Source organism: Algibacter aquimarinus, assembly GCF_039543265.1.
Lineage (GTDB): Bacteria > Bacteroidota > Bacteroidia > Flavobacteriales > Flavobacteriaceae > Algibacter_B > Algibacter_B aquimarinus.
On the sequence record NZ_BAABJK010000003.1, the window covers coordinates 91884 to 118123 of the forward strand.

23 protein-coding genes are annotated in these 26240 nt (G+C 29.7%); 12 read left to right on the forward strand and 11 right to left on the reverse strand.

The window, feature by feature from the left end; all coding sequences use genetic code 11:
• Nucleotides 1-3: 3 nt before the first annotated feature.
• Nucleotides 4-786 (forward strand): glucosaminidase domain-containing protein, encoded by a 783-nt coding sequence (locus ABD939_RS02650; protein WP_345164230.1) that lies wholly within the window; start codon nt 4-6, stop codon nt 784-786.
• A 14-nt stretch (nt 787-800) separates the two neighbouring features.
• The gene (gene hemL / locus ABD939_RS02655) at nt 801-2090 is read left to right on the forward strand and encodes a glutamate-1-semialdehyde 2,1-aminomutase (RefSeq protein WP_345164232.1); all 1290 of its coding nucleotides are present in this window, start codon (nt 801-803) and stop codon (nt 2088-2090) included.
• A gap of 240 nt (nt 2091-2330) precedes the next feature.
• On the opposite strand, the gene ABD939_RS02660 is transcribed toward hemL, so the two are convergent.
• The 3 genes from ABD939_RS02660 to ABD939_RS02670 all read right to left on the reverse strand — a co-directional run bounded on the left by ABD939_RS02660 (nt 2331) and on the right by ABD939_RS02670 (nt 5705).
• Nucleotides 2331-2801, reverse strand: coding sequence for a hypothetical protein (locus tag ABD939_RS02660; RefSeq protein WP_345164234.1), 471 nt, complete (start codon nt 2799-2801; stop codon nt 2331-2333).
• Nucleotides 2802-2929: 128 nt separating this feature from the next.
• Nucleotides 2930-4147: a hypothetical protein gene (locus tag ABD939_RS02665; RefSeq protein WP_345164237.1), complete on the reverse strand. Its 1218-nt coding sequence runs from the start codon at nt 4145-4147 to the stop codon at nt 2930-2932.
• 46 nt (nt 4148-4193) lie between these two features.
• Nucleotides 4194-5705 carry a hypothetical protein gene (locus ABD939_RS02670; RefSeq protein WP_345164238.1) on the reverse strand — a complete coding sequence of 504 codons (1512 nt, stop codon included), beginning with the start codon at nt 5703-5705 and terminating at the stop codon, nt 4194-4196.
• A 150-nt stretch (nt 5706-5855) separates the two neighbouring features.
• On the opposite strand from ABD939_RS02670, the gene ABD939_RS02675 reads away from it, so the two are divergent.
• The 7 genes from ABD939_RS02675 (at nt 5856) to ABD939_RS02705 (ending at nt 10895) form a co-directional block, all read left to right on the forward strand.
• Nucleotides 5856-6005 (forward strand): hypothetical protein, encoded by a 150-nt coding sequence (locus ABD939_RS02675; RefSeq protein ID WP_345164240.1) that lies wholly within the window; start codon nt 5856-5858, stop codon nt 6003-6005.
• Between the two features lie 17 nt (nt 6006-6022).
• Complete coding sequence (gene yiaA / locus ABD939_RS02680) at nt 6023-6505, forward strand: inner membrane protein YiaA (protein ID WP_345164242.1); 483 nt, start codon at nt 6023-6025, stop codon at nt 6503-6505.
• Between the two features lie 105 nt (nt 6506-6610).
• A complete protein-coding gene (locus tag ABD939_RS02685; RefSeq protein WP_345164244.1) occupies nt 6611-7306 on the forward strand; it encodes a CPBP family glutamic-type intramembrane protease in 696 nt (231 codons plus the stop codon).
• 6 nt (nt 7307-7312) lie between these two features.
• Entirely contained in the window at nt 7313-8593 is a 1281-nt protein-coding gene (locus tag ABD939_RS02690) for a DUF2157 domain-containing protein (protein WP_345164246.1), read from the forward strand.
• 10 nt (nt 8594-8603) lie between these two features.
• Nucleotides 8604-9167 carry a GDYXXLXY domain-containing protein gene (locus ABD939_RS02695; RefSeq protein ID WP_345164248.1) on the forward strand — a complete coding sequence of 188 codons (564 nt, stop codon included), beginning with the start codon at nt 8604-8606 and terminating at the stop codon, nt 9165-9167.
• Nucleotides 9168-9214: 47 nt separating this feature from the next.
• On the forward strand, nt 9215-10093 hold the full coding sequence (locus tag ABD939_RS02700; RefSeq protein ID WP_345164250.1) for an alpha/beta hydrolase: 879 nt from the start codon (nt 9215-9217) through the stop codon (nt 10091-10093).
• Nucleotides 10053-10895 (forward strand): alpha/beta hydrolase, encoded by an 843-nt coding sequence (locus tag ABD939_RS02705; RefSeq protein WP_345164252.1) that lies wholly within the window; start codon nt 10053-10055, stop codon nt 10893-10895. The genes ABD939_RS02700 and ABD939_RS02705 overlap by 41 nt, the downstream gene beginning before the upstream one ends.
• 21 nt (nt 10896-10916) lie before the next feature.
• On the opposite strand, the gene ABD939_RS02710 is transcribed toward ABD939_RS02705, so the two are convergent.
• From ABD939_RS02710 to lysS, 3 genes are all read right to left on the reverse strand, one after another.
• On the reverse strand, nt 10917-11726 hold the full coding sequence (locus tag ABD939_RS02710; protein ID WP_345164254.1) for a DUF5694 domain-containing protein: 810 nt from the start codon (nt 11724-11726) through the stop codon (nt 10917-10919).
• A gap of 151 nt (nt 11727-11877) precedes the next feature.
• Nucleotides 11878-14334: a Plug domain-containing protein gene (locus ABD939_RS02715; protein WP_345164256.1), complete on the reverse strand. Its 2457-nt coding sequence runs from the start codon at nt 14332-14334 to the stop codon at nt 11878-11880.
• 331 nt (nt 14335-14665) lie between these two features.
• A complete protein-coding gene (lysS, locus tag ABD939_RS02720; RefSeq protein ID WP_345164258.1) occupies nt 14666-16360 on the reverse strand; it encodes a lysine--tRNA ligase in 1695 nt (564 codons plus the stop codon).
• 231 nt (nt 16361-16591) lie between these two features.
• Here lysS and ABD939_RS02725 point away from each other — a divergent pair, with 231 nt between their 5' ends.
• Together ABD939_RS02725 and lipB are read left to right on the forward strand one after the other, a co-directional pair.
• On the forward strand, nt 16592-16750 hold the full coding sequence (locus tag ABD939_RS02725) for a YqaE/Pmp3 family membrane protein (protein WP_019388284.1): 159 nt from the start codon (nt 16592-16594) through the stop codon (nt 16748-16750).
• Between the two features lie 29 nt (nt 16751-16779).
• Nucleotides 16780-17478 (forward strand): lipoyl(octanoyl) transferase LipB, encoded by a 699-nt coding sequence (gene lipB, locus ABD939_RS02730; protein WP_345164262.1) that lies wholly within the window; start codon nt 16780-16782, stop codon nt 17476-17478.
• A gap of 76 nt (nt 17479-17554) precedes the next feature.
• Here the strand turns inward: lipB and ABD939_RS02735 are convergent, their stop codons facing one another.
• From ABD939_RS02735 to ABD939_RS02755, 5 genes are all read right to left on the reverse strand, one after another.
• Nucleotides 17555-18289, reverse strand: a complete 735-nt coding sequence (locus tag ABD939_RS02735; RefSeq protein ID WP_345164264.1) for a DUF6090 family protein — start codon at nt 18287-18289, stop codon at nt 17555-17557.
• A gap of 108 nt (nt 18290-18397) precedes the next feature.
• Entirely contained in the window at nt 18398-19177 is a 780-nt protein-coding gene (gene ppk2, locus ABD939_RS02740) for a polyphosphate kinase 2 (protein WP_345164266.1), read from the reverse strand.
• A gap of 44 nt (nt 19178-19221) precedes the next feature.
• Nucleotides 19222-20271 (reverse strand): nucleoid-associated protein, encoded by a 1050-nt coding sequence (locus ABD939_RS02745; RefSeq protein ID WP_345164268.1) that lies wholly within the window; start codon nt 20269-20271, stop codon nt 19222-19224.
• 425 nt (nt 20272-20696) lie between these two features.
• Nucleotides 20697-23129 carry a ribonuclease HII gene (locus ABD939_RS02750; protein ID WP_345164270.1) on the reverse strand — a complete coding sequence of 811 codons (2433 nt, stop codon included), beginning with the start codon at nt 23127-23129 and terminating at the stop codon, nt 20697-20699.
• Nucleotides 23130-23203: 74 nt separating this feature from the next.
• Nucleotides 23204-23803, reverse strand: a complete 600-nt coding sequence (locus tag ABD939_RS02755) for a ribonuclease HII (RefSeq protein WP_345164272.1) — start codon at nt 23801-23803, stop codon at nt 23204-23206.
• Nucleotides 23804-24129: 326 nt separating this feature from the next.
• Between ABD939_RS02755 and ABD939_RS02760 the strand changes: the two genes are divergently transcribed.
• Entirely contained in the window at nt 24130-26097 is a 1968-nt protein-coding gene (locus tag ABD939_RS02760; RefSeq protein ID WP_345164274.1) for a putative porin, read from the forward strand.
• Nucleotides 26098-26240 lie beyond the last annotated feature (143 nt).

Here is a 26240-nt window from a genome sequence, read left to right on the forward strand (position 1 = left end):
AAAATGAAAAGAGTTGTTCTAGTATTATTTATAGGTGTTATGTTATTTAGTTGTAAAACTAAAAAGACGATTGTAACCAAGAAACCTAAAAATAATACTGAGATTGTTGTTGACACTAAAGAAGAAACTAAACCAAAGGAAACAAAAGTGTATGCAAATGCTACAGAAAAGTACATTGGTGATTTTAGCAATATTGCGCAAAGCGAGATGCAATTATATGGCGTGCCAGCTAGTATTACTTTAGCCCAGGGAATTTTGGAATCAGGTTCTGGTAAAGGTCGTCTTTCCGTTGAAGCAAATAATCACTTCGGAATAAAATGTCATGGTTGGATGGGAAAAAAAATCTATCATGATGACGATGAGAAACAGGAATGTTTCAGAAAATATAAAGATGCAAAGTACTCTTTCAGAGATCATTCACTGTTTTTAAAAGACAGAAAACGGTATTCAAAATTATTTAAGCTTAAAAAGGAGGATTACAAAGGATGGGCCAAAGGACTAAAAGCAGCAGGCTATGCAACGGACAAAAAATATCCTCAGAAGTTGATAAGCTTAATTGAACGCTATAAGTTATACGAATTTGATAAAGCAGTTTTAGGTGATACTTATGTTAAATATGAAGAGCCTTTAAATACAAGTGTTTCAAAAGAATATACCGTTGTAAAAGGCGATACGTTATATTCAATTTCAAGAAAATATAAAGTTACCGTAAGAGAACTTCAAGAAATAAATGGTTTAAGTGATACATCTTTAAGTATTGGTCAGAAATTAGTAATTAAGCCTTAATAAATTTAAATTATATGATTTACAAACGTAGTAGTGCGTTGTTTTTAGAAGCAGAAAAAGTTATTCCGGGAGGTGTAAATTCACCAGTTAGAGCTTTTAAAGGTGTTGGAGGTACGCCAATATTCGTAAAGAAAGCAAAAGGGGCGTATTTATATGATGAAGATGGTAATAGATTAGTAGATTACATAAATTCTTGGGGACCAATGATTTTGGGGCATGCTTACGAGCCTGTTGTAAATGCAGTTACAGAAAAAGCTAAAAAAGGAACATCTTTTGGAATGCCAACCGAGATTGAAACTCAAATTGCACAATTAGCCGTTTCAATGGTGCCTAATATTGATAAAATACGTTTCGTTAATTCAGGAACTGAGGCTTGTATGAGTGCTATTCGATTGGCGCGTGGTTTTACGGGAAGAGATAAAATTATAAAATTTGCAGGATGCTACCATGGGCATTCTGATTCATTTTTAATTCAAGCAGGTAGTGGAGCAAGCACATTTGGTACGCCAAATAGCCCTGGAGTTACTAAAGGTACAGCCAAAGATACTTTGCTTGCAAGATATAATGATATTGATAATGTTAAGGCATTAATAAATGCAAATAAAAATGAAATTGCTTGTGTTATTATAGAGCCTGTAGCAGGAAATATGGGTTGTATTCCGCCTAAAAATAACTTCTTAAAAGCTTTAAAAACGTTATGTGAAGCAAATAATATTTTGCTGGTTTTTGATGAAGTGATGACGGGTTTCCGATTAGCAAAGGGAGGGGCGCAAGAGCTTTATAATATTGATGCAGATATTGTTTGTTTCGGAAAGGTTATTGGTGGCGGATTGCCAGTTGGTGCATTTGCTGCTAGAAATGAAATCATGAATCATCTAGCTCCATTGGGTCCCGTTTATCAGGCTGGAACCTTAAGTGGAAATCCATTAGCAATGGCAGCAGGATTAGCCATGTTAAATGCTTTAAATGATGATAATGAGGTTTTTAATCGATTAGCTGATAAAACCGAATATTTACATAAAGGAATTACTAAAGTGCTATCTAAAAATAAGATTACTCATACTATAAATAGAGTAGGGTCAATGATTTCTGTTCATTTTGATGAAGCTGAAGTTGTAGATTTTGAAACTGCTGCTAAAGGAAATAATGAAACGTTTAAAAAGTTCTTTCACGGCATGCTTAATGAAGGGGTTTATATCGCGCCAAGCTCATTTGAAACTTGGTTTATAACTGATGCATTAAGTTATGAGGACCTAGATTTTACTATATCTGCTGTAGATTCTGTAGCTAAAAATTTATTATAGTCTTCTTGGGGAAGTTAATAAATATATAGGTTGCTAGCTTTTTAAGTTAAAAATAGGAAAGAAATATTAATTCTAAAGTTAATTAAATTCTGGAAAAACAAAAATGAAGTTGGATGCTGGATCTGGAAGTGTTTATCTTAGAAGTAATGAATGATTTTCTTTAAAAGCAAAACGCATTTCAAAATATTGAAATGCGTTTTTAATTAACATAACTATAATCAAATGTACTAAACTAAATCTTTATTGCCTTTGTTTTTTCTTGCCTTGTCTCTGTCCCTTCTTATTGTCTTTACCTTTTTTTGCCATTCTCATTTGCGCTTTCTCCCATTTAGCATATTGCTCATCATTTAAAATGTTTTTCATTTTTGCTTTCATCTCAATTTTGTGGTCAAGTCTAGCATTCATCATTTTTAGGCGCTCTTCTTGAGTTGGTTTTTCAGTATTGCCAGCCTCTTTTTTAGCTTTTCTAGCTTCCATATGTGCTTTTCTAGCTTTTACATTTTCTAAATTTATTGCCATAATTTGAGTTTGTTGAGATTCATTTAAATCTAAAAACAAAGTCATTTTTTTGGTTTGTAGTGTTGCAATTTCCTCGGCAGAAAGGTTCATCATTTTTTGACGGCCATCACGTTTATTAGGTCCTTGTTGTCTTTGTTGAGCAGTAGCTTGTAATCCTATAAAAGCTATAGCAATTAATATTATTTTTTTCATTTTATAATTATTAAGGTTTAATTGCTTTTTGGACTTAGTATTTTATAAAAGGTTTAAAAAGAGCTTTAATTTTAACTAGAAGTTAACAGAAAATAATCAATTAAAAGAAGTTGTATTTTTAGGGTAACCTACTTAAAAACAGGTATTTGAATGTTTATTCCTGATTGTAAATCTGGAGCGTTATTTACTTCAAAATCTTCCTTTAAATAAAAGGCAATTTTAAATTTTGGTCTTCCATACGTATAAATAAAAGACAAGTTAGATTGTGCTTTATATAAGGTAGAGACACCGTGTTGCCAACCTCCATTTATTTCTTGCCATTTACCTTTAAGTGTAAAATAATCGGCTTCTTCTTTTTTGTTGTATCGAGATTGTATTTGGTAGTTTAGTCCAAAAGCATGATAGTTTTTTTTTCTGGTGTATTTTACATATTCAATATTGCCTTCAATAGTGGCTAAGTATTTGTTGTTACCTAAGTCTACAGGTGTGTTAAAATTAATTATGTTTTTTCTTAATATATTCATTCCTATAGCTATATCAAGTTCTTGTTTGTTTTTAAATTCAATATGTTTAATTGAATTTATAGAAACTCCCATATCTATTGAAGGGTTAAATTTAGACGTATTTATACCTAAATGGCTACCTAGATTTATAAATATTTTTTTGGTTTTATTTATTGATAAATTGGGGTAATAAAAATGACTAAGCTCAAAGCCTCCGATAAAAAAATTGTTGTTGTCAAGTCTTAATGTTTTGCCGTTTCTGTCGTTGTATTCAAAATTTACTTGATTTAGCCCATAATAACGTCTTCCGTATGGATCCTCGCCACCGGCTATATTACTATGAAACCATTCTATAGTTTCATCACCTGTGAAAAACGAAAACGGATGTTTGCCTTTGGTTACTAAATATGAACGAATGGTAACATTTAGCTCATGTTTTTTATTTAAAGGAATATTTGCTTTTAATCTAAACTCTTTAATCACGGCATCAATTACAATATTCATATAATCTGCAGGTGTAGTCTCTTCGTCTATAAAATTAAAACTACGTTGAAACCAAACTTTCTGACTAAATTGCTCTCTTACTTCAGGGTCTTTTGGAAAATAACCTTCAACAAACGGATGGAAATTATTGCCGCTTACTAAATTAAAATCCAGTGTTGTTTTTTGGTGAGGTCTAATTTTGAAATTTTGGTTAATTCGAGAGCTAAAAATACCAAAATGGTGTGTTGTTAAAATGCTTGGGTTGTCAATTCCATTTTTAATAGATAAACTATCTGTTTGTTGTGCTAATAAAATAGATGTGACACAACTAAAAATAAAAAAAACAATTTTTTTAAACATCAGATAAAAATAATAAACTTAAACAATCTAATTAATTAAAGTTTTATTAGTCTATTGTTTTAGAATCTCTAACAAGATTAAGTGTTACTTCAAATAAATCTTTCTTTTCCATTTTACTCTTTAACCAAGCATAAAAACTCATTACAAAAATATCTTCGCGTTGTTTTTCTATCCATTCAAAAGCATTCTCAACTTTGTTTTTAAAGTTTTCTGTAGTGACAATTTCAGGCTTTTTATAATATACTTCAACCAAGCTCAAATACGTAATAACACGTTCTTGTTTAATGTCTTTTAAATATTTAAAGTAAGTTCTTTTAAAGCTTAATAGTCTAGATTCAACCAAGTCAATATTTTCAAGTTCTATATGAAGCAGAATTTCTATTAAGTTTTTTTTAATTATCCATTCTTTCCCAGCTTTTTCTGTATACCAATTATCTGAATGATAAAATTTAGAGAACAGAAGATTTGCTTTTTTAAAAGCCCTTTTTTGGAAATAAAAAACAATTAAACTTAAATAAATATCAAGCAATGATTCTGTATCGTTATGTTTTATTGAAATTAAAGGTTCTAATAAGTTAATAGCTTTTTTTTGTTGGTTTGAATAATTGTAGTTAAGCGCTAATAAAAGATGGTATTTTAATTTAAAAGTGTTGTAATATTTTTTTCTTTGAAGTTGCATTTCTACATGCATCATCTCTAGGTAACTTAAAGACGCCTCAAATTTCTTATTTCTAAATAAAGTATTAGCGATTAGATAAAGAATTTGAATGTGATAATAAATAGATTTTTGACCCTGTTTGGATGTTATAATAGATTTGTATGTGTTAATTAAAAATGGTTCGGTTTTTAAATAGTCGTTAGTAACAAAGGCTGAAAGCCCAATAATAGACATAAGTTGATACAACGATTTAAATGATAAAGATTCCTTGAGTTCTATATTATGTTCCTGAAAAAGGTTGTTAATAAGCGTTTGAAAATCAATTATATCGCCTTTAAAAGTTATGTTGTTTAAAGTTTGCCTCACTTTAGCATAAACAATATTTAGCTCATCTTCTAAAAAATGATTTTGCTGATTTTTCTTGAATTTTGAAATAATATCTTCCACTGATACAGTTTGGTTGGCATAAGCATATTGGATTTTTGTGTGGTAAATTTCACTTAGTATTGGGAACAAAGAATGCTCAGATGCTATTACTTCAGCCTTATCTAAAATTTTATAGGCAACTTTATATTGCTTGTATTCTAAACATTTTCTTGCGGCCAATACATACTTTATAATTTGCATGTCTGTAGAGTTTTCTTCTTGTAAACTTATACTGGCTATAAAGTCTAGAATAGAATGATAAAGCCGTTTTCTTAAAGCGTGATATGAATTTGCTTTTTCGGTGCCATAAATTTTGAGGCAAATATCTTGAGATGTAAGTGTATTTTTTGACAAATATTTAAACAATTGAATATTTTTTGTGTCCTTACGTTTGTTCTTTTTTTCTAAAAAAACAATCAGTTTTTGTTTTTCTTCTGCCGAAAGTGTAGAAATTAATGTATTTAAATCAATCATTAAATCGTCATAAAATATTTAAAAATATCAATAAATATAATAATTAAATTAAATTAAATATTTTTTATATCGTCAGTTTTTTATAAAGATTGTGTTTGCTAAACTTTATAAGTGTTGCAATTTTGCCTTGTAACCATTAAAACAAACATTATGAAATCACATTTTAAAACAACACTTATTATTTGCCTTGTAAGTATTATATCTATTTTCTCAAAGGTAATAACAAAAGAAGTGACTGAAATTTATAGTAATACAGTTTCAGCTATATCAAGTAAGGTTCATATTCAAGTACCTTTTTAATCATTAAAACAAATATTATGAATTATCAAACATCTGTTTCTGTTGATGAAAAATCAAAAGAAACTAAAATTAAAAAAGACGTTAAAGTTTTTGACCAAAAACCAACAGCCGCTTTTGTTGGGGCATCATGGTCTGCATTATTAATAGGAATGACGTCATACTGTATAGGTTTATGGAATGCTGATATGATGCTAAACGAAAAAGGATATTATTTTACCATATTGCTTTTTGGTTTGTTTTCGGTAATTTCTGTTCAGAAAGCAGTTAGAGATAAAATGGAAGATATTCCTGTAACCGAAATTTATTATAGTATAAGCTGGTTTACAACTATTACATCAATTGTGCTTTTAGTTATAGGACTCTGGAACGCCGATTTACTTTTAAGTGAAAAAGGGTTCTACGGGATGTCGTTTTTACTAAGCTTGTTTGCGGCCATTGCGGTTCAGAAAAACACTAGAGATATTCAATATATAGATCGAAATTTGAAAGAGGATGAATAATTAAGCTATTCTAATCAAAAGAGAAAATAAAGGGTTGTTTTGATGGTTGGTTAGTTAACCCAAGGCCTCGCAGCTTTTGGTTGCGGGGTTTTAAAATTCTAGTATATGAAATCATTACTCACCAAAGATTTATTAAAGTTTTCAGAAGAAAATTTAACACCATTAATTTCTGATAAAAGAAGACTTTTAGAGATTCTCGCTGTTGTGCTAACAGCAGTTGGAAAATTTGTATTTATGGATTATCTCACTTGGAGATTACCGTTTGTTGTTTTTGCAATAATAGCCTGGGGAGTTTACATATTTTACAGATATAAACGAGAAAATAATATTCTAAAATATTGGGGATTTAGAACAGATAATTTTAGAGCCTCTATTAAAATAATGCTTCCGTTCGGAATTATATCTGTAATATCATTTATTACTATCGGATATTTTCTAGACACTATTAACATCACATGGCATGTATTACCGTTATTAATTACATATCCTATTTGGGGAACCATTCAACAGTTTTTAACTATTGGGCTGATTGCGGGTAACTTAAATCATCTAAAAAGTATTAAATTGAATAAAATTTTAATCATTATAAGTACTGCTATTTTATTTTCAGTAGTTCATTTTCCTTCGATTTGGTTAATGTTTGGTACATTTATTTTAGCACTCTTTTATGGTTTTATTTATTTAAAAAAGAAGAATATTTACGCTATGGGTGTATTTCATGGTTGGTTAGGAGCACTGTTTTATTATACAGTTGTAAATCGAGATCCGTTTCAGGAAATATTTTTAAAATTTTTAAATTAAAAGTTTATGAATTCAAAAATTCAAAATGATATAAGTGAACTTGTTGAAGAGCAAGTTATATCCCAAGAAGTTGCCGCAAGAATACAATCTTATTATAAATCAAAGGAAGTCGATTCTCCAAACCGACTCTTTACAGTTTTTGCGGTTTTAGGGTCTGCTTTAGTAGGTTTAGGGATTATTTTAATACTGGCACATAATTGGGATAATTTCTCTAAAAGTGTAAAAACTATTTTGGCTTTTTTGCCTTTAATCATAGGTCAATTATTTGTGGGGTATTCAATTTTTAAAAGCCAAAGTAAAACTTGGAAAGAAGCTTCTGGAGTATTCTTGTTTTTTGCCATAGGGTCTAGTATTGCATTAGTAAGTCAGATTTATAATATTCCAGGAGATTTAAGTAGTTTTTTACTAACCTGGACATTGCTTTCTTTACCGCTTATTTATTTACTCAAATCTAATGCGTTGGGTATTCTGCACATTGTTTTTGCCACATATTATGCTTGTGAGGCTGGTTATTCCTATAATTCTATTAATACTCCATGGTTATATATTCTATTAATATTAGCTTTTTTGCCTTATTATATTCAACTGTTGAAACAAAGAAGAACTAGTAATATAACATCCATTTTTAATTGGATAATACCATTAAGCATTGCTATTACTTTAGGAGCTTTTATTGAAAATAATGGAGAATTTGGTTATTTAATGTATATATCGCTTTTTAGTTTGCTATATAATATTGGGAAGTTACCCTATTTTGATAGTCAAAAACTAAGAAAGAATGGCTATTTGATCCTTGGTTCTTTAGGAACAGTTTTTATGCTACTACTAGCTAGTTTTGAATGGCTCTGGAAAGATATTTTAAATGAAGAATTAGTTTTTAACTCTCAAGAATTTTACTTTTTTGTAATAATCTTTTTGTTAAACATAGTAGTTCTAATTTATAGTTATTTAAATAAATGGTTAGTAGTAAAAAACCTATTTCAATATGTGTTTATATTATTTTCTATAATATTTTTTGTTGGGTTAAATAATGAGATTATACCAACAGTTTTAATAAATATATTAACGCTTATATTAGGAATTATTACTATTAGAATTGGCGCTGATAAATTTCACTTTGGAATTTTAAACTACGGACTTTTAATAATAACCATACTTATAGTTTGTCGTTTTTTTGATACAAATATCAGCTTTGTTTTAAGAGGTATGCTATTTGTTGGTGTAGGTATGGGTTTCTTTTTAACCAATTATATAATGTTGAAAAAACAGAAATCAATAAAAAAATAAAGTAATTATAATGAAAACAACATATACACTTATCATATTTATAGTAGTAGCATTGTTGCAACTATTTATTCCAACTCAAATGATTTTAAAACAAGAATCTATTTTAAAAAATGGTGTTGCCTATAAATTTAAAACTCAGCCAGTAGACCCTAGTGATCCATTCAAAGGAAAGTACATCAATTTAAATTATGAGAATGATACTTTTAAAATCAAAGATACTTTATGGCAAACAAACGAACCGATTTTTGTTTATTTAACCAACGATAGTTTAGGTTTTGCTGAAGTTGAAGCGGTTAGTAGAAATATTATACCTAATAAAAATAATTACGTTAAAGCAAAAGCAGGTTGGTACTCAAATTACTCAAAAAAATTATCGATTAAATATTCATTTACTGAGTATTATATGGAAGAAACAAAAGCTTATGATGCAGAAGTTGTAGTAAGAAATAGGCAACGCGATTCATTACCCATCACTACCTACGCAATAGTTTATATAAAAAATGGCGAAGCTGTTTTAAGTGCTGTAATGGTTGATGGCATATCTATTAAGAATTATGTAGAAAACGAAGATTAAAAGCATTCATGCATTTATTGTATATTAGTATTCTAACGGTTTTTAACATGCCTTATTGGTTACATACATTAGTAATTATCTTTATTATTTATATCGGAATAAGTATTGCGTTGTATTACTTACAAGACTATATGCTTTTTAAGCCAGAAAAGTTGTCTAAGGATTTTGAGTTTTATTATGAGAACCAAGACATCAAAGAATATAATTTAGAAACCAGAGATGGTGCAGTTATAAACGGTTTGCTTTTTAAACCCAAAGGCGAGTCTAAAGGCATTGTTTTATATCTAAAAGGCAATTCAAAGAGTATAAAAGGTTGGGGTAAATTTGCTGTAGATTTTACGCGACATAACTATAATGTTTTAATGGTTGATTATAGAGGTTTCGGGAAAAGCACAGGTAAACGTTCGCAAAAAGCCATAAAAAGAGATTTGCAAGAAGTGTATAATAAAATAAAAGAACGAACAACAGAAGATAGAATTATTCTTTATGGTCGTTCTCTAGGTTCTGGTTTTGCTGCAAAATTAGCTTCTCTTAACAATCCAAAAATGTTAATACTAGATGCGCCTTACTATAGTTTAACAAAAGTTACAGCAAGATATGCTCCATTTATGCCATTATCTATTTTATTAAAATATCCGTTACCAACTTACAAATGGTTGAAGTACGTAAAATGTCCAATACATATTATTCACGGAACAAATGATAAGCTTATCCCTTATAAAACCAGTGTAAAATTATCAAAAGTAAACCCACAGCTTACCAAGTTGCATACCGTAATTGGAGGCGGACATAAAAACTTAAATAACTTTGAATCTTACCATAAGATGATTCACGAAATACTAAATTCTAAACCCCAAACTATCGATTTATCAACAACAAGCATTCATGTTAAACACAGCTCCAAACCCACTAAAACGAAGGCTTAAAAATATCCTTTTAGTCTTAGTAAGCCTATATGTTATGATTACTGCATCTTTATATTTTATACAAGAAAAATTATTGTTTTTACCTACGGTTTTAGAGCAAGATTATAAGTTTCAATTTAATTATAATTTTGAGGAATTAAATTTAGAAACAAACGATGGTGCAAAATTAAACGCTGTCCATTTTAAAGTTAAAAACCCAAAAGGAGTAATCTTGTATTTTCATGGAAATGCAGGTGATTTGTCGCGTTGGGGAACTATAGCTGAATATTTTGTTGAAAAGCAATATGACGTTTTAGTGATGGATTATAGAACTTATGGAAAAAGCAAAGGGAAATTAAGTGAATCTGTTTTTTATAGTGACGCACAATTGTTTTATAACCATCTTATAAATAGTTACGACGAAAGCGAAATTACAATTTACGGGCGTTCTCTTGGAACAGCTATTGCCACTTATCTGGCTTCAAAAAATAACCCTAAACAGCTTATTTTAGAAACACCATATTACAGTATTATTGATGTGGCAAAGTCTCGATTTCCAGTTTTTCCAGTAGAAAAGTTAATGAGATATAAATTCCTAACATATAATTTTATAAATGAAGTTAATTGTGAAATTACCATGTTTCACGGAACCAACGATGAAATTGTACCTTATAAATCTGCTCAAAAACTATTTAAAGTCTCTCCGGAAAAACTCACCAAACTCATCACTATTGAAGGCGGTAGCCATAATAATTTAAGTCATTATGAAACATATCATATGAATATAGAAAAGCTTTTAAATAATTTTGGTGCTAAAATTTAGAAGCTTGATTAAAGTAAATTACTAATGTAAGTATTTTGTAATATCCTCATAATTATAGTCTTTTCGCGTTTTATAAAAATCTTTAAAAATGGAGGTGTGCCCTTGTCCAAAAATAACCAAAACACGATCTTCAGGTTTAGTAATTTCATCAATATTTCGTATAATTTTAAAATTTCTATTCCACCATTTTGCAACAACATCAGAACCGATAGGATTACTTGATGTGCCTATTTTATTAATATATTCTAAGTAAAGATTTTTATTAAGGTCATCATTTTTATCACTATTCATATAAATAAGAAAATCATTTAACGAATTAGAATTGTAGATGTTTTGCATTTCTCCCATAACTTGCATTATGGAATTCATCATATTTTGAAATTCATGCATTTTTCCTTCGTTATTTAGGTAATTCATAAGTTCATCAAAAGGAAGATCCATTTTAGTGTCAGCAGGATAAACATGATTATGATTTAATTTTTTTGCTAATCTAAATCCTAATTGTTGAGTTTCACTTATGTGTAATTTATGCTCCCCGTTAAGATATTGAGCGTAAAGAGAATCTGCTCTTTTACTGGTAAATGGCCGTTCTATTATAACTTTAGTAGGTTTAAATTTAGCAAGTAAATCAACTAATTCTAAAATTTCATCTTGTCTTTTTTCAGATTTCATGTCGTCAACTTTTAACGAAGCAGCATCAGTAGGAGAACCAGCAAAATGAAAGGTGCCTAAGATGGCAATAGTAGGTTTCTTGTTTTTGGTCTTATCTTTAGATTGAGCAAAGGCGCTTAGAGAAATAAATAATAAAAGCGTTAAGTAAGATAGTCTCATTTCTATATTTATTATGTGTTTTTATTTAGACGATAAAAAAACAAAAGTGGTTACACAATTTTAATCCATAATCTTAAATTTAATTAGTATTGCAATAAGATTTTTTTAAAAAGTAAATATTAAAGACAAACAAAATAATAGTTGTACTTAGTTACTCTACCACAAACGTAGACATGTTATAAAAAGGAATTCCATTATCTGTTATGCCTTCAATTTTAATTGCATAATTACTACTCGCATCACTTGTAAAAAATGAGATTTCAGCTTTGTTTGAAGCTTCGTTAAGAACTATTTTTGGTTCCCAATGTAGAGTAATTCTAACATCTTGTTTTTTTACTTCATCAAAACTATTACCATAGTCTGGAGCATAAAATTCTCTTGCAGTATAAAAACCAACTGCATCAAAATTTATAATACCTGGTTTGCGTTTTACGTTTATTGTGTTAGGATTAAATCTTTTGGTATAAATTGAAATAATTCCACCACTTGCATTTGAATAAAAACCAGCATTTGCTCCCGATAAAACATCAATAAATTCTATATCAGAACCAAATAAAAAGGCAATATCCTCAAATGTTGAAGGAAAACCATCTAATCGTATTCCAGCTGGTCCGCCATTTCTAATTGATGCCCCTTGACTATTTGCTCTTACACCTGGTATGGTGTTAAGCAAAAAAATAATAGATTGAGACTCACCACCAATAACATCATTAAGATCTAGCCTATGTGTTGGGTAAACATTATTTGCTCTTTCATCTAAAATCTCAGTCCGTTCTTCTGCTTCACTTTTTTTCTTAGCTATAATTAGAACTTCATCAAGCCGTCTGGCATTTTCCAGAAACTCATTATTTATATCAGAAATTTTTTGTGCCTTGTTAATGTAATCTTCAATTTTTGTACTGAAAGTGTTATCAGATTTTTTTATGTTTTTTCTTATTACTTCTGGACTAGAAGTATTGTTTTTCTGTATTGAAATATTAACATCTCTATTTTTTGTAAACTCTCTTTCAAAATCTTTAAGACGTGCTTCAATTAGTGTTGGGATAGTGTCAAAAAAAACATAGGGGCCAAATTGGAATGCACCCTTGTAATCTGTAGTCTTTTTTTCTTGGTAAATTTGGGGTTCCATAACTGTTAGTCTCGTGGTTGATTGTATTGGGTTTTTACCCTTTAAATCCTTAGTATAGCCAGAAATAAAAAGACCTTTTTCGGGTTCATAAGGTTTTTTTGTTTCAGGTTTAAATAACAACTCGTTCCATGTAAAACGTCTCCAGCCATGGGTTAACATTACTAAATCTAAAAAATATCTGCGTTTGGCATCGTTTTCTTTTTCAAAAAAATATCCAGGATTTTCAATATGTCCTCTAATATCAGAGTTTAATAAAAGGTAAGCTTTTATATTTTCGTTTTTAGTACTTTGTTCTACCGCATCAATATCGGTTATAGACATAGATAGGTTTCCATATAGACTATTATCTTCCTTATCTTTTAAGTCTATTTGCATAGACACTTTATCTCTGGTTTTTAAAATTTTATTATCTAAACTAACATTGACTTTAATTTTATTATTTGTGTTTTCGATAAATACTAGACGCTCACAAACGGGTTTGCCATTATTGTCAAACAAAGTAAAATTTGTAATGCCTTCAAGTAAATTGTTAGTATTTAGTTTGAAATAATAAGTGTTTTTTTGACTGGTTTCAAATTTTTCAAAAATTAGTTTACCTCGCTGGTGACCAACTAAAAAAGAATTTTTTAAACCAGTCGGTTTATTTGAAACTACTTTAAATTTAATATTATCTCCATTATTTATAATACTTAAATTGTAGCCACTAGACAAAGCTTTTGGGAAAGGATATTTAAATTCTTTACCGTTAATGTTTATACTAGCGTAATAGGTTTTGTTTGGTTCAGGAAGTAATAAAATGAGGCCTAAACCAAATAATTGTGTTTTAAATTCGGAAATTATTTCGTTATTGGAATCTTTTATCAAGCCTTTAATAGCAATATTTCTATTGTTTTCGTCTTTTGCCTTGATGCCTATTTTAGACGAAATACCATTAACTAAATAGCCACCTTCAGGATAGAAATTAATTTCGGGAGGTGTAATTGATATGCTTTTACCAGTATCACTTTGGTTAATTTCTGTATTGGTGTTTATTAAATCTTTATTTTCTAGACCTAATATGGGTATTTGAGCTTGAAAAAAATAATCAGAATCACCATTTCGCATATAATTAGTAAAAGCTCTTAGTAGATAATTTCCAGGTTTCCAGTTTTTTTCAATTTTAAAATCTCCGGCTACACTTATATCATTTGTGTATAATTGTTTTTTTGAAACTATACTATCTTGCTCATTAATTAGCTCAACATAAATAACACGGCTGTAATTAGATCTTTTATGAGTTATACCGTTTACTAAATACGTTGTGTACCAAATATCATCTCCTAAAGCGTAATAAGGTTTATCTGTTTGGATATATAATTTTTCTGGGTGATTACTGACGTAATTTTCTAATTTTTCAAGTACAAGTTCTCTAAAATTATTGGTAAATGTGAATGATAAAAAAACAAAAAGGGTTAGAATTAAGATGATTTTTTTTATCACGTCTCTTATAATTAGTGATTGGTTTTTGACCAACAAGTTCTTCACTAAATTAATAATAAAGTTTTTAATATTATATAATGTAAGACTTGTGAGCGTTAAATTAGTTTTATACTATTTACTCTCAAAATTAATATTGTTAATGCTTAAGTCTTAAAGAAAAATTAAAATATCTATTTCTCGATGTTAAAAATTTCTAAAATACTTCAGCAAATGAAAATAATTGCGTCTATTTGTACTGAGTTTAGTTAAGAAATTTATTTAGTTGGTTAGTTAAAAAAAGCCTGTAATCTAAGATTACAGGCTTTTTTAGTTTTTATTATTTTGCGAACTATTATAAAACTTCAACAAATAATCCCTCATCAGTTTTCTCTACTTTAGCAAGGTTATTTTTAGTTAATTCTTTAATAGTTTTATCCCATTTTTTATTAGATAAACCAGATTGTCCTTTTAAATCTAAAAGCTCTAATTTCTCAGCTTTCTTTAAGATTTCTAAAACTGCTTTAGCATCATCACTAATAGCTAAAGGTTTCTTTTCAGGTCGCATTTGCGGAAAGAATAATACTTCTTGTATTGATTGATTATTGGTTAAAAACATGATTAACCTATCCATACCAATTCCCATACCAGAGGTAGGAGGCATTCCGTATTCTAGTGCGCGTAAAAAGTCATGGTCTATAAATTCGGTAGCTTCATCATCACCCTTAGCAGCTAGTTTTAATTGATGTTCAAAACGTTCGCGTTGATCAATAGGGTCGTTAAGCTCAGAATATGCATTTGCAATTTCTTTACCACAAACCATAAGTTCAAACCGTTCTGTTAGTTCTGGGTTAGTTCGATGTTCTTTACACAACGGGCTCATCTCTTTTGGATAGTCTGTAATAAACGTTGGCTGAATATAATTACCCTCACATTTTTCACCAAAAATTTCATCAATCAACTTACCTTTTCCCATTGTCTCGTCAACTTCAACACCTAAGTCTTTGGCAGCCTGTCTTATCTCATCTTCACTTTTTCCAGTTATATCAAAACCTGTAAAGTGTTTTATGGAGTCTGCCATCGTTACTCTGGCATATGGCGCTTTAAAATCTATTTCGTGTTCGCCAAATGTAGCTTTTGTGGTACCATTTACTGCATTAGCACAATATTCTAGTAAGCGCTCACAAAAATCCATCATCCAGTTGTAATCTTTGTAGGCCACATATATTTCCATGGCTGTAAACTCAGGATTATGAGTTCTATCCATACCCTCGTTTCTGAAGTTTTTAGAAAACTCATAAACACCATCAAAACCACCAACTATCAGTCTTTTTAAATATAACTCGTTGGCAATTCGCATGTATAGAGGAATATCTAAAGCATTGTGATGTGTTATAAAAGGGCGCGCAGCTGCACCTCCCGGAATAGGTTGTAAAACTGGAGTTTCTACCTCAAAATAACCTGCGTCATTAAAAAAGGAACGCATAGCATTAAATAATTTAGTACGCTTTACAAAAACGTTTTTTACGTGTGGATTTACTACTAAATCCGCATAACGTTGACGGTACCTTAATTCTGGATCATCAAATTTGTCATGAATATTTCCATCAGTATCTACTTTAGGTATTGGCAGTGGTTTTAAAGCTTTACTTAGTAGAGTAAAATCTTTTACCATAACCGTTTTTTCGCCTACTTTGGTTGTAAATAATTCACCATCAATACCAATAAAGTCGCCAATGTCTAATAGTTTTTTGTAAACTGTATTGTATTTCGTTTTGTCATCTCCACTACAAATTTCATCTCTATTAAAATATAATTGAATACGTCCTTCAGCGTCTTGTAATTCTGCAAAACTTGCGTTTCCTTGTATACGTCTAGACATTAATCGTCCAGCAATAATTACTTTTTCACCAGTTACAAAATCTTGTTTAATAGATTTGGATGTGTTTTTTACTGGGTATAAATCTGCTGGGTAAGGATTTATACCTAACTCGCGTATTTTTACTAATTTTTCTCTTCGTACAAGTTCTTGCTCTGATAGTTGCGACATCGTAAATAATGTGTGAAAATTTTAATGGCGCAAAGATAATCATTTGATTTACGATTTACGATTTTAGATTTATGAAATTTTTTGGGCGTTACCACAAGGGTCGGGCTTTCACTGCTCAATCCCTCCTGCGTCGGGGATTTCAAACATGCCGTTCAATCCCTAACGCAAATTGTAACAAACATTGTATTTTTACGTCAAATAAGTATCATCAATTAAAATAAAATCAAATACATGAGTTTCTGGAGAGTTTTACTGTCTATTATATGTCCGCCTTTAGCTGTTATTGATAAAGGATGCGGTTCAATAATCATCGTCTTTTTACTATGGCTTTGCGGCTGGGTTCCTGGAGTTATAGCAGCCTTAGTTATACTTAACAACCCTAAGAATTAAACCATAAAAATATCGTAATTTTGCAGACTATGAATAAGCAAATAGAGCTGCAAGATTTAGGATTAAAAGACTATAAGCAAACTTGGGATTACCAAGAAGAATTGTTTAAAGCCATTGTGGATACCAAAATAAAAAACAGAAGAGAAAATGCTGGTTTACAGACTAAAAATCATTTCTTATTTGTAGAACATCCTCATGTTTACACTTTAGGTAAAAGCGGCGATATATCAAACTTACTAGTTGATGAAGAGCAACTAAAAGCAAAAAATGCATCTTTTTATAAAGTAAATCGTGGAGGAGATATTACTTATCATGGCCCCGGGCAAATTGTAGGATATCCTATTTTAGATTTAGATAATTTTTTCACAGATATTCATAAATATCTTCGGTTTTTAGAAGAGATGATTATTCTAACACTTGCTGAATACGGTTTAAAAGCGGAACGTAGCCCAGGAGAAACAGGTGTTTGGTTGGATGTGGGAACTCCATTTGCGAGAAAAATTTGTGCTATGGGAGTTCGTGCTAGTAGATGGGTAACTATGCATGGTTTTGCATTAAATGTTAATGCCAATTTGGGTTATTTTGATTTAATGATTCCTTGTGGTATTAAAGGTAAGGCGGTAACATCTTTAAATGTTGAATTGGCTAAAAAAACTGTTGATGAAGAAGAGGTTAAAGAAAAACTTTTGAAACATTTTTCTAGTCTTTTTGAGGCTGAGTTTTTATAGAGTCGATAACGTGCTGCAGGGTGCTATGCACTAAACATATCTTTGTTGTGCTTTCGTACTTTTCTTAAGAATTTTATCATTGTTCGTTAAGCGTTAGTATATGTCTTTCAATTTGGTCTAGAAGGGAATTGATATACTTGTGGATTGTTTTGTATTGATCCATCATAAAGTTACGGATAAAGAGATTCATCTTAAGAGTTTCTTGGAATTTTCTATTATCCATCAATGCCTCATGACTTACTGGCTCAGCGGAAACCCAAAATTGATCTACATTAATCAAGTCAAGAAACTGTGGATAAAAGGTATTCCATTGATGACCATCGTCTACTCCTTTTGTTACATTTTTGAGGTAAGTGTACTTGACTGCATATAGGTTGGAGATTGCATTTCTAAGAGAATCATTAGATACCAGATCCATTCCCACAGATTTAAGATTTTCCCAAGCCGCAGTGTTGTTACTTAATTGAAAATTACCATGGATGTTTCCGTAGTATGGTTTTAAGGAATCATTCATCGGTACCCTCTCTTGTAATGCTTTCAAGATGATTTCGTTGGCTTGAATTCGCTCAGCACTCCCTTTGATGTTATAATTAAGATCTTCGAGGTCTGTTTGAAGATTCTGATGCATTTCAGTAAGCAGGGTAAGCTCCTTTTGACGTTGATTTTTAGCGTCGTTGGCGTTATTGATGGAAAGCGCAATTAAAATTCCGAGAACCACAAGGATAATTTCACCAATCGCATAGATTAGATATTTACTGAATTTATTTTCAGAAAGTAATTTTTGTCTAATTTTTCTAAAGAATTTTATCATCCGTTATTGGTTGGTTATAAGAAGCAAAACAACTAATATGACGTCATTTTAAAGACCTATAACAGTTGTTAGCGAAGTTAGCTGAAAATTTTTGCAAAGTTAAGATACTCAATACTTCTCAGGAACAAAAGTCTGATAATCCATTGGCGGACGCACATAACTTTTGTAATCTGGTAATTCTGGAAGCTTAATAGGTTTTATGTCCATTTTTTCATACGGAATTTGACTTAAAACGTGGCTAATACAATTTAAGCGTGCTTTCTTTTTGTTATCTGAGTTTACAACAAACCATGGCACTTGCTTAGTATCGGTATGTGCAAACATATCATCTTTAGCTTTGGAATACTCCAACCATCTCGAACGAGATTCTAAATCCATCGGGCTAAATTTCCAGCGTTTTAAAGGGTTACTAATTCTATTTTTAAAACGTTTTTCTTGTTCTTCATCACTTACAGAAAACCAATATTTTAAAAGAATAATACCTGAACGAACTAACATGCGTTCGAATTCTGGACAAGATCTTAAAAACTCTCTGTACTCTTCATCAGTGCAAAACCCCATTACTTTTTCTACGCCAGCTCTATTATACCAACTACGATCAAAAAGTACCATATGTCCAGCTGAAGGTAAATGGTATGCGTATCTTTGAAAATACCATTGCGATTTTTCTTTTTCGGTAGGAACGCCTAATGCTACTACTTTACATACTCTTGGGTTAAGAGGTTCTGTAAATCGTTTAATAGTGCCTCCTTTTCCTGATGCATCTCTACCTTCAAAAACAACAACTACTTTTAAGCCTTCTTTTTTTACATATTCTTGTAGATGTACTAATTCTGTATGTAGTTTTTTTAATTCTTCGTCGTAGTTAAATGAATTGTCTTTAGACATGCTTTGTTTATTATCGTTTCATGAAGCTACAATTTAATAAAAAATTAATCTTCAGCATTAAAAAACACTTTGTAATAATGCATTTTCTTTTCATCATCATAACCGCGCTCTAAATATTCTGCAGAAGCATCTGGGGCATCAATATCTAGTTTTATTTGTATGTTGGTGTCTAATTTAATATCGGTTTTTATTTTACGCTTTTCTTTATTTACAACTGCTTCGGCTACATCAAACTGATTTCGAATAACTAAATTTTGTTCGCCTTCATATTCCTTTTTATAGTTTTCAAACTCTCTAATATGTTTTTCTTCTTCAAAAAGTTCTTCCTTAAAACGCTCAATATTTACAACTTCATTTTCTTTGAAAAAGTCGATAGTTTGCGCTAAAAATGAGTTTCGCTCTTGAGAGCCATAATTGGTTTTTATAATCTCGGTTGAAAATTCTTTACAAAGCTCAATATATTGTTGTGTATGGTTATTGGCATCATCTGCATATTTTATATTGAGAAAATGATTAATCCAATATTGAGCGTCATAACTATTATTGTCTACACTAAAAATAATATTTCCTTCTGTGTCGCTCTGGTTTAAAATTAAACAACCTTTGTCCACTTTTTTTGAGTTAATTCCTTTTTGTACCAAAATATCATAGCTATTATTTTCTAAATAGGTTTGGAAGAAATTAACCTTGTTTTCAATTTTAAAAATACCAACAGCATTTGTAGTCATATCTCTAAACTCGATACCTTCAAACATAACTACTAAAACATCTCCTGTTTTGATGTTTGCGGAACTAGACTGTTCGTACAAATGCGTTACAACGTGTTTTGAAATATCTATAAAAGCATCTTCATCATTAAATAATTGTGTGCAGTAGCTGTTAATTTCGTTTAGAGAAATATCGGCATGATGGTTAAAACGATAACTCTGTACAACACTGCCAAAGGGTTTGAGTAAAAAAGGAAGCATTAAATCGTAACTAGCTTCGTCAAAATCGACAAGTTTGTCTGAAAATGCGTTTTTAGTATCGTTAAATTTGTTACCAACTTTATGAATTATGAATTTTGAAATGGAGGCGTTTTTTCTTGAAATCATAGATGAATTATTATAATTGCAATACTATTAAATAAACTTGAAATTACTGCAAAAAAGAACGCCAAAGCTTTACACTTTGACGTTCCATAAGATTCGAGGACTTGCGCGACTTGGTTATCGTTATATTTTTATAAATTTTATTCTAATATTTTTGGATTTTCTGGTGACTTTAAAGTTATATCCTAGACGATTTTTTAAATTATCATAATTAAAATGATTAACTAAAACAGAACTTTTGGATCTTTTAGTTTGTGCATTAAAATTTAAATTAAAAAATAAAGGAAGTAACCCACAAAAAAAATTGCGCGGAGCATTATTTGAGAATGTCATTGTAAATAATTGATTAATAGCTTCCCAAAGATAAAGATTACTTTTTTACCGACAAAAGGGTGTCTGGAAAAATTAATTAACTAACTTCTTAACAATTAGTTTATTTGATATAGTATTATTGAGTTGTTTTCTCCTTTGGTAATAAATTCTAAATTTTTGTCCTTATCTATATTGTTTAAATCAATTACAGAGTTGCCATATACAGGGAAATTAGGAATAAGTTTGGCTTGACTATCGTATAAATATATTTTTTGAGATTGAGTATCTGTAACAGCTACATATATTTTATCGTTTAAGTAGAATATTTTTGGTGCTTCATAATAACCAAAATCGAGCTCAATGGTTTTATTATTGATAGTTAACTTATTTTCTGTTAGTAAAACTATAGTTTTACTTGTTGTTTCAAGATGATGGTTTTCAGAGAGATTATAACTTTGTGTAGCAGTATTTCCTCTACTATCAACAGTTATTAGGTCTCCTTTTTTATTAGTGGTAGTAAATTTATTCTTGTACAAGAAAATATCTTCATCAGAAAAATTACTTGTTGTTTTTGGGGTAACTCTGTTAGCTCCTGCACGATTTAAAATATATAATTTACTATCTGTTTTAAAAGCTATGTAATCTTTACTGCCAATTCTAAAATGTTTAGGTTGACTTACAATGTTACCGTTAGCAGATTTAAAACCAAAACCACGTACTAATTTAGCTTTAACATCATACATTAAAATATTTTTTCCTTGCGTTACTAATAATCTGTACTTTTTATTTCTATCATAATCAAAAACAGATAATGGCTGAGTAATATCATCATTAAATTTTCCTGGAAATGGTGCTACATCTCTACCTTTTCTGTCTATTACATAAACTCTATGAGGTGTTGCGAAAGCTAATTGTAGTCTGCCGTTTCTGTAAATATCTATTTGTTCAATTTTGCCTAAAACTGGACCTTTTAGTTGTTTCTTCCAAAGAATTTTTCCTTTATTAGAAATTAAATACAAATTGTTGTTTATATCTTGAACAACTAAATCTTTCTGATTAGTAACGTGGTTGGTAACAAATTGTGGAGTATTTAATAAATCATTCTCGAGTTTTATGTTTAGTTCCTCTGAAATAGAATTTAGAGAAGCCGCTGTTTTATTTTTTTTAATAATACCATTAACATGTGCAAAATTATTATCGTATATAAATTGAATTGCAGATGCTTTATAGCTACTAACTTTATAATTTGAATCATTAACTCCGTTTTTGGATATGATGTTTTTTAATAACGAAGGACTAGTAACCTGAAGAAGAGAAGATTCATCAGTTAGTTGCGTCTTAATATTCTTAAAATAATTTCGTTCTCTTAAAGTTGTTTTGTTTTGATAATTAGCAATAATATTTTGCAACATTTCTATATTATCTGAAAAAATAAAAAAATTATCTAAAACACAGTATTTATTGGCATTACGGTAGTTTATTAATGGTGTAAATGTGTTTTGAAATATATCAGGTTTACTAAAACTAAAAACATCAATTTGTCTGTAAGTATCTATACGGTTTTGGTTATCAAGTAAAGCATCTTTTGTTGCAATTACATCAGTTGAATTTAAAACTATAGCTTTATTTTTATCTTCATAAATAACACCAACTTCAATAATATTATTAAAGAGAGAGGTTTCAATTCCTGTAGAATCTTTTTTATTGTACTTATCTAAATTTTCTTTAAAAACTCCAAAACTGTTAAACGTAAAACTGATGAAACCATCAGAATTTGCAGGAGTAATAGTTTGTACTAAATTTTCTTGAGGATTTGTGTTTTTAAATATATTAATTAAGCTTTTTGAAGAATCTGTAGCTTTTGTAATACCGTTTATTAATATTTCATGCTGACTAATTTCTGCATCAACTGCGATGTAATTTGTAAATGATTCAAGGTTTAAAGAATCATTCACAAAAAACGATTTTAGTAAAGCATTGTTTGGTTTTAATATAATAGATGCAGTTTTATTGTCGCTTGTGGTTTTGTAAATTTTTTCAAAATCTAAATTTGTATTTATTTCTTTAAAAACATTGTCAACTAAAATTTTTGAAGACGAAGCAAAAAACACACTATCAATTAAAGTGCTGTAAATAAATTTATTATTTAATGAAGATTTAGTTATGGTTTTGTTTTTGTAGGTTAACAATTCCTCGGTATAATTTTTAAGCGAATCCGTTTTAAATAAATTGGGATTATATTTTGTAATTAAAGAGTATTGTAAGCTATCATTATCATCTTTAGAAAAGCAGATTAAAATATTGGTTTCTGGTTTTACATGAGATACTATTTCTAGATGAGATTCTAAGTTTTTAAAACTTTCAGAAGAAGAGTATTTTGATAGAAAGTCATTATTATTGATGCTGTTTTTTAAATTTTCAAGATTTGATGTTTTAATAACAACATCAGTGCTTTCTGGTATTAAATTTATAAGATTAGAAGTTTTAGTATTATTATTTGTACAACTAAAAAATAGAGTAAAAAGGAGGGCTAAATAAAAAAATCTCATAAAATGAATTAATTTTTACAAACCTACATATTTTTCGTTTTAAAACATATTGAAAATAAGTGAATATAGAAATCTTATAAGTCTAATATCAATTGTTCTGGTAGTAGCCTAAACGATTTTCTGTGGTACTTTGTTATGCCATATTTTTTAATAGCCTCTCTGTGTTCTTTTGTTGGGTAACCTTTATTTTGTTTCCAATTGTACATAGGAAATTCTTCGTGTATTTTATTCATGTAAATATCACGATATGTTTTAGCTAGAACAGAGGCTGCCGCAATGCTTAAATACTTGCTGTCTCCTTTAATAATAGTCTCAAATTTAATATCCTTGTAGGGTTTAAATTTGTTGCCATCTACTATAATAAATTCTGGTTGAGGTTTTAATTTTATAATGCTTTTGTGCATAGCTAGAATAGATGCATTTAGAATGTTTATTTTATCTATGTCTTCCTGAAAAACATGAGCAACTCCATAACTTAAAGCGTCAATTTCAATAATTGGTTTTAATAAATCTCTTTTCTTTTCGCTAAGTTGTTTGGAATCATTTAGCACTGCGTTATTAAAATCTTTAGGAAGAATAACGGCTGCAGCTGTAACAGGGCCAGCAAGACAACCACGTCCTGCTTCATCTGTTCCACATTCTAATAGGTGGTTAGAAAATTTTTTTAAAAGCATAAAGCTAAAATACTATGAAATTTAGAATTTCATGTTTTTACTTATTTTTTTGTTTTTTCAATATAATATTTAGATGTTTGTAATTGACTAACTCAAAATAAATATTCAAATTTTATCATTTTACAAAGTGTTGATTGATATTTTTGAATGAAGAAAGCCGACAGATTTTGTTGGCTTTCTTTATTTAAAATAATATCGTCCAATTTACGTTCAAATAATTACTTTTGTCTCGTAAAATGAGAACCAAGCATAAATAGGTAGTCTATTTTACATTTAAATAGTGTGTTTAAATATTTACCAAAAAACTAGAGCAATAATTACAAAGAATGAATAAATTATTAGTCTTAACATTATCATTTGTGTTATTGTTTAATTTTTTAAACGCTCAAGACCCCATAGAAAAACGCAAACTGAAAGAAGATTTGGTAAAAACTAGAGATAGTTTAAACCTGATATCAAACAGAAATGAACGTCCAGATAAAGGAGGGAAGAAAGAGGCGAAAATTCAAGATTACTTAATAATTTCGCATAAAAACGACACCACTTTTGTTGATACGACTTTAACCATTCAAAAAGATTATAAGTTTAATTATTTGAGAAGAGATAATTTTGGTCTCATACCTTTTTCAAATCTAGGTCAAACATATAATAGCCTAACCTTTACTTTTGAAAACACTAAGTTAATGCCTAGTTTTGGAGCGCGAGCAAGACACTTCAATTATATGGAAATTGAAGATATTAACTATTATCGCGTACCAACACCATTAACCGAGCTTTTTTATAAAACGGCTTTTGAGCAAGGGCAATTAGCCGATTCTTTTTTTACTGTAAATACGTCGCCTCAATTTAATTTTTCTATTGCATATAAAGGAATGCGTTCCATAGGTAAATATCAGCACCTTTTAACCAGCACAGGAAATTTTAGGTTTACATCAAATTACAGAACAAAGAATAACAGATATAACGCAAGAGGACATATTGTTACTCAAGATTTGCTTAATCAGGAAAACGGAGGGCTTCAAGATAGTAGTGTTGAAAATTTTATTAGTGGAGAAGAAGAGTTTTTAGATCGTTCAATTTTAGAAGTAAATTTTGAAAATGCTGAAAGTATTTTACGAGGAAAGCGTTTTCATTTAGAGCACAATTACAGTATAATTAGAAAAAAAGATTCGCTCTCTAAAAATAAATTAAGTTTAGGGCATATTATATCATTTGAAGACAAGTATTTTCAATACGATCAATCCAGTGCCGCTACAAGTATTTTTGGTTCTGCCTTTACAAATTCTGGTTTAAAAGACCGAGCAACATTAGAAAATTTCTATAATCAACTTCAGTTAAATTTCAGTAACAATACGGTTGGTGATTTACAATTTAATATTAGCAATAATAATTTTAATTACGGTTATGATAAAGTTGTAGTTTTAGATGGTGCCACAATAACCAATAGATTAAAAGGAGATATATTTTCCGCAGGAGGTAAATACCATAAACAATATAAAGGATTCGATTTACAAGGTGAAATAGGTTTAAATATATCAGGAGATTTTGATGGTAATTTTTTCAAAGCTCAAGCAAGTTTTAAGTTAAACGAAGATATTCAGGCCATAGCATCAATAAATCACAGCTCAAGAGCACCAAATTATAACTTCTTGCTCTACCAAAGCGATTACATTAATTACAATTGGCAAACTAATTTTAATAATACAGAAACGCAGCAATTGGCATTTCAATTAAAATCAAATAAAATAGCTAACATTAGTGCAGATTATTCAACTATAAACGATTATGCTTATTTTAAAGTAGACGAAATAGAAGGTCAAGTAAAACCGTTTCAAAATAATGGAACCATCAATTATTTAAGAGTAAAAGTTCAAAAAGAAATTAGAGTAGGTAAGTTTGCGTTAAACAATACCATATTGTATCAAAACACTCAAGACAGTAATATTTTAAATGTTCCAGAACTAACCACAAGAAATACACTTTATTTTGCAAGTCACCTATTTAAAAAAGCAATGTATTTGCAAACGGGGGTAACACTCAATTACTTTACAAAGTACAATATGAATGCTTATGACCCTGTTTTGGCAGAATTTTACGTTCAAACAGAAGAGGAATTTGGAGAATTTCCACGATTAGACTTTTTTATAAATGCCAAAATTCGTCAAACTCGCATTTATTTAAAGGCTGAGCATTTCAATTCTTCTTTAACAGGATATGATTATTTCTCTGCTCCTAATAACCCATATAGAGACTTCACGGTCCGTTTTGGTTTGGTTTGGAATTTCTTTCTCTAAGCTTTTAAGAAGTTTTGAGCATTTAACTTTTTATAAAATCTCCAAAAATCTTTTTAAATCTCAAATTAATTTAGGTTTTTTTAACCTATAAAACACAGAGAACAAGGTATTTAAATGGGGGAAAAAAAAAGAATAAAAAAAAG